This window comes from Streptomyces sp. NPDC048191 (assembly GCF_040652655.1).
In the GTDB taxonomy this organism is placed as follows: domain Bacteria; phylum Actinomycetota; class Actinomycetes; order Streptomycetales; family Streptomycetaceae; genus Streptomyces.
Window position 1 is genome coordinate 91,541 of record NZ_JBEZMO010000030.1, and the last position, 8,337, is coordinate 99,877.

The 8,337-nt window shown below is 72.0% G+C and carries 6 protein-coding genes; 5 read left to right on the forward strand and 1 reads right to left on the reverse strand.

Annotated elements, in window-relative coordinates:
- Nucleotides 1–20 precede the first annotated feature (20 nt).
- Together AB0D93_RS33740 and AB0D93_RS33745 are read left to right on the forward strand one after the other, a co-directional pair.
- Nucleotides 21–875 (forward strand): hypothetical protein, encoded by an 855-nt coding sequence (locus AB0D93_RS33740; RefSeq protein WP_362127819.1) that lies wholly within the window; start codon nucleotides 21–23, stop codon nucleotides 873–875.
- Nucleotides 875–3,121, forward strand: a complete 2,247-nt coding sequence (locus tag AB0D93_RS33745; protein ID WP_362127822.1) for a hypothetical protein — start codon at nucleotides 875–877, stop codon at nucleotides 3,119–3,121. The genes AB0D93_RS33740 and AB0D93_RS33745 overlap by 1 nt, the downstream gene beginning before the upstream one ends.
- A 419-nt stretch (nucleotides 3,122–3,540) precedes the next feature.
- Here AB0D93_RS33745 and AB0D93_RS33750 read toward each other — a convergent pair whose 3' ends face one another.
- On the reverse strand, nucleotides 3,541–4,782 hold the full coding sequence (locus AB0D93_RS33750) for a SpoIIE family protein phosphatase (RefSeq protein ID WP_362127824.1): 1,242 nt from the start codon (nucleotides 4,780–4,782) through the stop codon (nucleotides 3,541–3,543).
- A gap of 238 nt (nucleotides 4,783–5,020) precedes the next feature.
- On the opposite strand from AB0D93_RS33750, the gene AB0D93_RS33755 reads away from it, so the two are divergent.
- From AB0D93_RS33755 to AB0D93_RS33765, 3 genes are all read left to right on the forward strand, one after another.
- Entirely contained in the window at nucleotides 5,021–5,671 is a 651-nt protein-coding gene (locus AB0D93_RS33755; RefSeq protein ID WP_362127827.1) for an HAD family hydrolase, read from the forward strand.
- 287 nt (nucleotides 5,672–5,958) lie between these two features.
- Nucleotides 5,959–6,585 carry a hypothetical protein gene (locus AB0D93_RS33760; protein WP_362127830.1) on the forward strand — a complete coding sequence of 209 codons (627 nt, stop codon included), beginning with the start codon at nucleotides 5,959–5,961 and terminating at the stop codon, nucleotides 6,583–6,585.
- Between the two features lie 236 nt (nucleotides 6,586–6,821).
- On the forward strand, nucleotides 6,822–8,282 hold the full coding sequence (locus AB0D93_RS33765; RefSeq protein ID WP_362127833.1) for an MFS transporter: 1,461 nt from the start codon (nucleotides 6,822–6,824) through the stop codon (nucleotides 8,280–8,282).
- Nucleotides 8,283–8,337 lie beyond the last annotated feature (55 nt).

Below are 8,337 nucleotides of genomic sequence, written 5' to 3' on the forward strand. Positions count from 1 at the left end.
GAGACGGAGCTGCGCTGACCATGGAGGACGTTTCGGCGCCGCCGGAATGCCGGCTGCTGCGGGTACCCAAGGCGGGCAACACGCTCAAGGAGTGCGAGGACGCCGGTCGGTCCTGGGTCGGGGACACACGCGCCGACGACCAGGGCCGTACCGTCCTCCCGCTGTACGCGGCGGTGTCCGACGGTGCCTCGGAGAGCCTGCTCGCGGGCGCCTGGGCGGAGCGTCTCGTCGCGGACGCCGTCGAGTCGATGTCCCTCGGCCGTGACTGGTGGGACGACGTGGACACGTTCGTCGTCGACCTCATGGGGCGGTCCGCGCCCCGCTGGGAGGCGTACCTCGAGTGGTACCGGGCGGAGCGCGACGCCCGTGGCAGGCCCATCACCTGGTACGAGCAACCCGGCCTGGAGAAGGGCGCGTTCGCGACCGTGTTGGGGGCGGAGGTGCGAGCCACCGTGTCCGGTGACGGTAGGACCGACTGGTCCTGGCACGCCTTCGCCCTGGGCGACAGCTGCCTGTTCCACCTGCGGGACGGTGTGGTCCGGCGGGCCTTCCCCGTCGAGGACGTCGAGGACTTCGGCATCACCCCCCAGCTCCTCGGCAGCCGTAACCACGACACGGCCCTGGTGGCCGGGCGGCTGCGGCTCGCCCACGGCACCCTGGCGCCGGGCGACGAGGTGCTGCTGGCCAGCGACGCGCTCGCCGCCTGGCTGCTGTCCCCTCACCACGGGCACCGGGCGCCCGGCACCGTGCTGGCCACGCTCGCCGAGGTGGGCGACGAGCCCTTCGCGGAGTGGGTGGAGGACCAGCGGGCGCGCGGGCTCATGCGCAACGACGACGTGACCCTGATCCGGATCCGGGTGAGAACGGAGGCGTGATGGCTGTGTCCCGCGGCGGTCGCCCCGCCACCGGAACCGGCGCGGTCCGGAAGTTCCCCACGGGCGCGAACTACGCGGAGGCCCTGCAGCACCCCGAACTCTGCTTCCGCGATCCCGATCTCCGGCACGGAACCGTCCAGCAGAGCCCCGTCCTCGGACCCAAGGCGATCTCCGGCAACTTCGCCAGCGTCTTCTCCGTCACCGCCCGGGACGGGCAGCGCTACGCGCTCAAGTGCTTCACCCGGGACACCTCCGCCATCGGCGTCCGTTACACGGCGATCAGCGCAGCCCTGCGCGCGCTCGACACCGCTGGCCTCTCCCAGCCGTGGCCCGTGCGCTTCGAGTTCCTGGAGCAGGGCGTGCTGGCTCTCGGCGACTGGTTCCCGGTGGTCCGGATGGCGTGGGTGCAGGGCACCGACCTCATCTCATGGATCGACCGCCACCGCCACGACTCGGCCGCCGTCCACGCCCTCGCCGACCGCTTCCTCGCGATGGCGGGCGACCTGGAGGACCACGGCATCGCCCACGGCGACCTGCAGCACGGCAACATCCTCGTGGCGGACGACAACACCCTCCGGCTCGTCGACTACGACGGCATGTACGTCCCCGCCCTCAAGGGCGAGGCGGCGACGGAGAACGGCCACCGCAACTACCAGTCGCCGCAGCGCGGCGCCGCCGACTTCGGGCCCGCCATGGACCGCTTCTCGGCCTGGCTCATCCACCTCTCCCTGCTCGCCGTCGCCACCGACCCCGGCCTGTGGACCCAGCTCCACGACACCCAGGGCGAGTACCTGATCCTCTCCGAGTCCGACTTCGCGGACCCGGCGACCTCGCTGGCCTGGCCCCTGCTCCTCGGCCACTCCGACCAACGGCTCCGCGCGGAGGCGGACCGTGTCCGGGGCTTCCTCGGGCAACCCTGCTCTGCGCTGCCCCGCCTGACCGCCGGCGCGCTCACGCTGCCTGCCCCGCGCCGCAAGGGGAACGGCGGTGCTCCGGCTCCGACGGCGACCGGCGGTACGACGAGCGCGGCCGCCCCGGCGACCGCCCCATCCGGGGCCATCCCGGCCTGGCTGGTGGACCGCGTGCAGCCCGCCGCCAGAGCGGTGCCGACCAGCGCTCCGGCCCCCGCCACCACGGGCTTCACCGGGCGCCGCCCCCGCGACCTGGCGGCCGCGGCCACCGCCGTGCTGAGCACCGCCGCCCCCGGCGTGCTCACGGTCACCGTCGGGCAGCCGGCGGGCTACCTGCCCGCCGCGCAGGGGGCCGCCCTGCTGGCCTCGGCCGCCCTGATCGGCGTGGGCCGGCGGCTCAGGCCGGAGTGCCGCACGGCCCGCCAACGGGTCCGGGGACTACGTCGCCGGGCCCGCGAACTCAAGGATCCGGCGGGCGCCCACCGGCGGCTGGAGCAGGAGATCCAGAAGCTGGACGCCGCCACCGCCAAGGACGGCGCGGCCACCGACAAGCGCGTCCAGACCCTCCAGACCGACCTGCGCGACGGACTGGCCCGCATCACCATGGAGCTGAACCGCCGCACCGACCAGTCCCGCAAGCGCAAGGCGGAACTGCCCGCCAAGGAGCAGACCATGATCGCCGCCGCGCTGGAACCGGCGGTGCGCCAGCACGTCGAGGCGAAGCTGCGCGCCACCTCGATCCAGGAAGCGCGGTCACTGCCGAACATGGGCGCCAAGACGGTCGGGGCGCTGGTGCAGGCGGGTATCCGCACCGCGGCCGACTTCACGGGGGTGTCGTACTCCCAGAGCCAGGGTTCCGGGAGCCGTGTCGCCTACTTCGTCCGCCCGGGCGGCCACCACGTCCGCGTGTCCGGCGTGGGCGAAGCGCGGGCGAGCGCGCTCGACGCATGGCGCCGGTCCCTGGAGCAGCGGGCCAGGGCCTCCGCGCCCGCCAAGCTGCCCGGGCCCGCCCTGACGAGGATCCGCGCGGAGATCGCCACGCTGCGGGCGCAGTACGACCGGGAGGTGAAGCAGGCGGAGAGCAAGGCCCAGCAGGACCGGGACGCCCTCCAGAAGCGGATCTCCGACGAACGGCAGCGGCTCACGGCCGACCGCCGGCAGCGCGCCGTGGAGACCCAGCGCAAGCGTGCCGAGCTGTTGCAACGCCAGAAGCAGCTGAGCGGCGCCGAGGCGGAACGAGCGAGAGTGAAGGGCGAACTGAGCGCCGCACGGACGGAGACCCGCCGCGACCTCGGTGTCCGGAAGTACGTCGCGTTCCTGCTGACGGGCCGCTGAGGCCGCTGGTGGTGCGTCGATCCATGCACGCCTCACCCGGCGAGACGCCGGCGGAGCGGCTGCGCACGGCTGGTGGATGCGGGTCTCCCTGAGAAGCGGACGCAGGAAACACCGCCGCTCCGCCACGAGCACGGGGGCCTCGTGTCCGGCGCGCGTCGACAGCCGCATCGCGGCGGTTTCGCTGCCCGGCAGGGGGACGGTGAACTCCGTTCCCGCGGAGGGGAGTCGGCCGCCGCCGGGCACCTGGCGCACGGTCTCCACGGTCTCGCGCGCACGGCGCAGGGGCCGGGCGAAGGGTACTCCGTGCGGCCCCTCGATCACCTGGGGGCCGAACGATCCGAGGCCGAGCGGAGCCGAGGGCCGACCTGTGTTCGCCTCCCGGTGGCCGCTGGACCGCTTGCACCCGCCGTGTCCGGGCCCTACAGGCGGACGATGATCAAGGCGATGTCGTCGTGTCCGCCGCCGCTGACGCCGAGGCGGGACAGCAGGACGTCGGCCAGGTGGTCCGGGCCGAGGCGGGGGTTGTCGGCGAGGGTCTCGGTGAGCCGGTGCAGACCGGTGTCGATGTCCTCTTCGCGGCGTTCGATGAGCCCGTCGGTGTAGAGGACGAGGGTGTCGCCGGGTGCGTAGGGTACGGCGGCCTGGGGGCGCGGGACATGGTGCGGGCGGGCTCCCAGGGGCGGGTCGGTGGCCTGGTCGAGCAGGACGAAGGTGCCGTCGGGGCGGGCGAGGACCGGCGGGGGGTGGCCGGCGCTGCTGTAGGTGATGTGCCGGCCGCGGGTGTCGACGACGGCCTTGACTGCGGTGGTCGCGCACGCGCCTTCCACCGACCGGGCGTAAAGGCCCAGGACCTCCATGGCCCTGGCCGGCCCGCGCAGGGCACGGACGGCGGCGGACAGGGCGCTGCGGAGCATGCCCATGGCGGCGGCGGCCTCCAGGCCGTGCCCGACCACGTCGCCCACCGCGACGGAGAAGGCGCCGTCGGGGAGGTCCACGACGTCGTACCAGTCGCCGCACACGTTGAGACCTTTGGCCGCCGGCAGGTAGCGCACCGCGATGTCCGGGTGGTTGGCCAGGTCCGGCGACTGCATCATCGCTTCCTGGAGGGTGACGGCGATCTTCCGTTCCCGGGCGTGGGCCTTGCGCAGCTGCTCGTTCACGAGTTGGAGTTCCCGCGCCCGCGCGTACAGTTCGGCCTCCATGGCCTCGCGCTCGCTGAGTGCCTGACCGGGCTGTGTCCGGGCGCCGTGGGAGAGCACGAATTCGGTGACGTCTTCCACCCTGTGGATGATCCAGGCCACCTCTTCGTCCGGCCCGAGTACGGGAGTGTTGATCGGGGACCACCATCGTTCCTCGAACGCTCCGGGGCGGTCGAGCACGGGGATGTCGTACTTCTGCACCGCCATGGTGTCCGGCTGCTTCGAGCGCAGGACCCGGTGCAGGGAGGCACTGAGGTTGCGCACCCCGTCGGCGTTGGGGTCGGCCGGGTTGTCGGGGAACGCGTTGAAGAGGTACTGGCCGATGAGGTCTGCCCGGGGCCGGCCGGTCGCCCGGCAGTAGGCCGCGTTGACGTCGAGGATCACGAGATCGGGGCCCAGTACCAGGTAGGGGCTGGGGGTGGCGGCGAACAGCGCGTGGTAGTCGATCGGCGGTGTGGACACAGGCGCTCGCCCCTTCCTCCGGTCCCCCTCCGTTCCGTACGCGGCTGCCTTCCGCCATTCGAGCACCTCGCCGTGGCCCGGTCGAGGGCTTTCCGGCCTGGCGGCAACATGGGTGACCACGGTGTGTGCCGTTCATATCACACTGCGCGATCACCGACGCGCACCGCAGGCGCACGGGATTCTCGGTCGCCCCTCGACTCCCTCGCGGTTCGTGCGGGGATCGCCCTATCCTGCTCCGATGATCAAGCCGATCGAACTGGTGATATTCGACTGCGACGGGGTCCTGGTCGACAGCGAGCGCATCGCCGTGCGGGTCCAGGTGGCCCTCGGAGCGCAGCTGGGCTGGCCGCTCGGCGAAGACGAGGTGGTGGCCCGGTTCATCGGGCGGTCGCACGCAGCCATCCGCGAGCAGGTCGCTGAGCGGCTCGGTCAGGAGACGGCCGCGGTCTGGGCGGAGCGGTTCGAGCAGTTGCACCGTGAGGCTGTGGACGCCGCGCTGGTTCCGGTGGACGGGCTGCTCGAAGCGCTCGACGAGATCACTCTGCCGACCTGTGTGGCCTCCAGCGGCTCCCACGAGAAGATGCGCCACACCTTGGGCCGCACCGGACTGTACGAGCGTTTCGAGGGCCGTATTCACAGCTCCACGGAAGTGGCGCGCGGCAAGCCCGCTTCCGACCTGTTCCTGTACGCCGCCGAGCGGATGGGCGTCGCTCCGGCCGCGTGCGTGGTGGTCGAAGACAGCCGCCCCGGCGTCCAGGCCGCCCGCGCCGCCAGCATGCGCGCCCTCGGCTACGCCGGTGGGCTCACCTCCGCCGAACACCTCGAAGGCGCCGGCACCGTCGTCTTCCACGACATGCGCAAGCTTCCCGCCCTGCTGCAGGCGATGTGACGATCCGTCAGGCGTGTCGTGCCGGCTGGGTGGCGTAGTGGAGGAGACCGTGAGCGAGAGCAGGAAGCCGTGTGACGCATACGCCGTTCTGCGGACCGCGAGGGGCCGGCGTCGTGCGGCGGCTGTCGTTCGTCGGCGAGCACGCAGACAGTGCCCCTATGGGGTCACCGTTGGAGCGGTCCCGCTCCGACTCTTTCCGGCCCCGTTCATGACACCGGCCCCGGCCACGAACGCGCAGCCGAAACTTCAGCCGGTCGCCATCGATGGGCCACGTTAGTCTTCCGATCATGGCCTTGCGACCTGATGAGTTCTACGACCACGCACGTGCGGCCGCGGACGGTGAGCTTCGGCTTCCCTTGGCGCGGATGACCGGCTGGGACATAAGTCCCTTCGAGCCCGACGGACTTCGCGTCGCGCCGCTGCGCCCGCCCGTTCTGCCCGAGCCGGAACGGCACGGTGAGGACCCGGCGAAGTGCGACGTGTGCCGTGCCCGAGACGAAGGTGTCTGGTTCGACGAGCGCTGGCGACTGGCCCGGATCACGGGCGTCGGTGTGCCGCTGGTGCTGATGCTGTATCCCCGCGACCACTACGACATGGCGGATCTGCCCGACGAGTTGGCCGGCGAACTCGGCGTCCTCACCACGCACGTCGTCCGCCATGTCCAGGCACTGCCGCACATCTCCCGGGCCCACGTCTACCGGATCGGCGACGGAGCCGCACACCTGCACATCTGGTTCTTCGCCCGGCCCGAGGGGCAGGCCCAGCTGTACGGGTCGTGGATGCCCGTCTGGGACGACCTGCTGCCGGAGTACCCGGCGGACGTGGCCGACGCGGACGCGGCGGCCGTCGCTGACGCGTTGGTCGCCTCGTACGGCGGCCGTCGCTCGGCGACCGACGGGGAGACGCACGCCTGAGCCTGCCGCACGATCTCCCAGGCCACGGTCTCGCCGCCGGCTCCGCACGGCGAGGTTCCCGCTTCTCGGGCGAGACCGCGGCCCGAAGACGGAGGGGGGCCAGAGACGGCGGTGGGGCGCAACCCGTGCCGCATGGCACTTTCGTGGTATGTCCCCGGCTCACCGCTCCTCCCTAGCATGAGATTCGACTATTCACGTCAATCGAACGCATTCCCCACGTCACATGGAGATCGACCATGGCCACCGATGAAGGCGTAGCAGCGCCGCCCCGCGGCTCCGCCGCTCCCCCTACGCCGGGCGACGCCACCAAGAAAGCGCGACTCGCCTTTCTCGTCATCTCGGCCGGATTCTTCCTTGCCCAACTCGACACCCTGATCGTCAACGTCGCACTCCCCACGATCAACCGGGACTTCCACGGCAGCACGCTCTCCGGTTTGTCATGGACACTTAATGGCTACGCCATCGTCCTGGCCGCCCTGATGGTGCCGGCGGGGCGCTGGGCCGACCGGATCGGACGCAAGAACGTCTTCCTCATCGGTGTCGCCCTGTTCACCGTGGCCTCCCTGCTGTGCGGCATCGCGACGAACGTCACCTTCCTCGTCGTCGCCCGTGTGCTGCAGGCCATGGGCGCCGCCGCTCTCGTGCCGACCTCGCTGGGCCTCCTGCTCGCCGCCTCCCCGCCCGAGGGCCGTGCCAAGGCGGTGAGCGCGTGGGCCGCCATCGGTGGTTCGGCGCCCGCCTTCGGCTCGCTCGTCGGCGGTGTGCTGCTGCAGGCCGACTGGCGCTGGCTGTTCCTCATCAACCTGCCCATCGGTGTCTTCGCGGTCATCGCGGGTCTGCGCGCGCTGCCCACCGAGGAGAAGCCCGAGCAGGGGTCCTTCCCGGACGTCTTCGGCGCGGTGCTGCTCATGATCTCCATCAGCGCCGTCACGCTCGCCCTGGTCAAGGCGCCCGAGTGGAACGCGACCCGGATCACGGTCCTGGTCTTCCTCTCCGCGGTCGTCCTCGCGTGGTTCGTCCTCCGCTGCAGCCGCCACCAGAGTCCGCTGATCGATCTCGCGCTGCTGCGCATCCCGGCCTTCACGATGGCCAACGTCAGCGCTCTGCTGTACAGCATCAGCTTCGCCGCTCTCGTGTTCTCGTTCATGCAGTGGTGCCAGGACGTGTGGGGCTGGTCCGGCATCCGGACCGGGCTCGCCATGCTGCCGGGCCTCGCCCTCGTCCCCATCGCCGCCCGGCTGGCGGCGCCCGTCGTGAAGGCGATCGGCGCCGCCTCGGCCGTCGCGGCCGGCTGCCTGGCCATGACCATCGGCGTCGTGTGGTGGATCGCCACCGCCGAACTCCACCCGCAGTACGTGAAGGTGCTGCTGCCCGGCGTCCTGCTGTTCGGCGCCGGTTCCGCCCTCGCCATCACGGCGCTCATGAACGCCGCCACGGCCGGCCTCCCGCCCACCGCCTTCGCCACGGGCTCGGCCATCGTCAACATGGTGCGCCAGCTGGGCATGGCGCTCGGCGTCTCGCTGTTCATCGCCCTGCTGGGCACGCCCCACACGCCGGACGAGGCCCGGACTGCGTTCGACCACGGCTGGATCCTCACCGCCGCGTCCGGCGGCGTGGCCGCGGTCGTCTCCCTGGCGCTCGGGCTCTGGCTGCGCCGTGCGGCCGCACGCCAGGCGGCACCGGCCACCGGCGCGTGAGCGGCGGATAGCCACCGGCTCCCAAGGCGTCGGGCCCGTACGACCGCGGTCGTAC

What these genes read in the sequence shown, in the direction of transcription:
- AB0D93_RS33745 (WP_362127822.1), top strand. Translation starts at nt 875, where the DNA reads ATGGCTGTGTCCCGCGGCGGTCGCCCCGCCACCGGAACCGGCGCGGTC.
- AB0D93_RS33765 (WP_362127833.1), top strand. Translation starts at nt 6,822, where the DNA reads ATGGCCACCGATGAAGGCGTAGCAGCGCCGCCCCGCGGCTCCGCCGCT.
- AB0D93_RS33760 (WP_362127830.1), top strand. Translation starts at nt 5,959, where the DNA reads ATGGCCTTGCGACCTGATGAGTTCTACGACCACGCACGTGCGGCCGCG.
- AB0D93_RS33740 (WP_362127819.1), top strand. Translation starts at nt 21, where the DNA reads ATGGAGGACGTTTCGGCGCCGCCGGAATGCCGGCTGCTGCGGGTACCC.
- AB0D93_RS33755 (WP_362127827.1), top strand. Translation starts at nt 5,021, where the DNA reads ATGATCAAGCCGATCGAACTGGTGATATTCGACTGCGACGGGGTCCTG.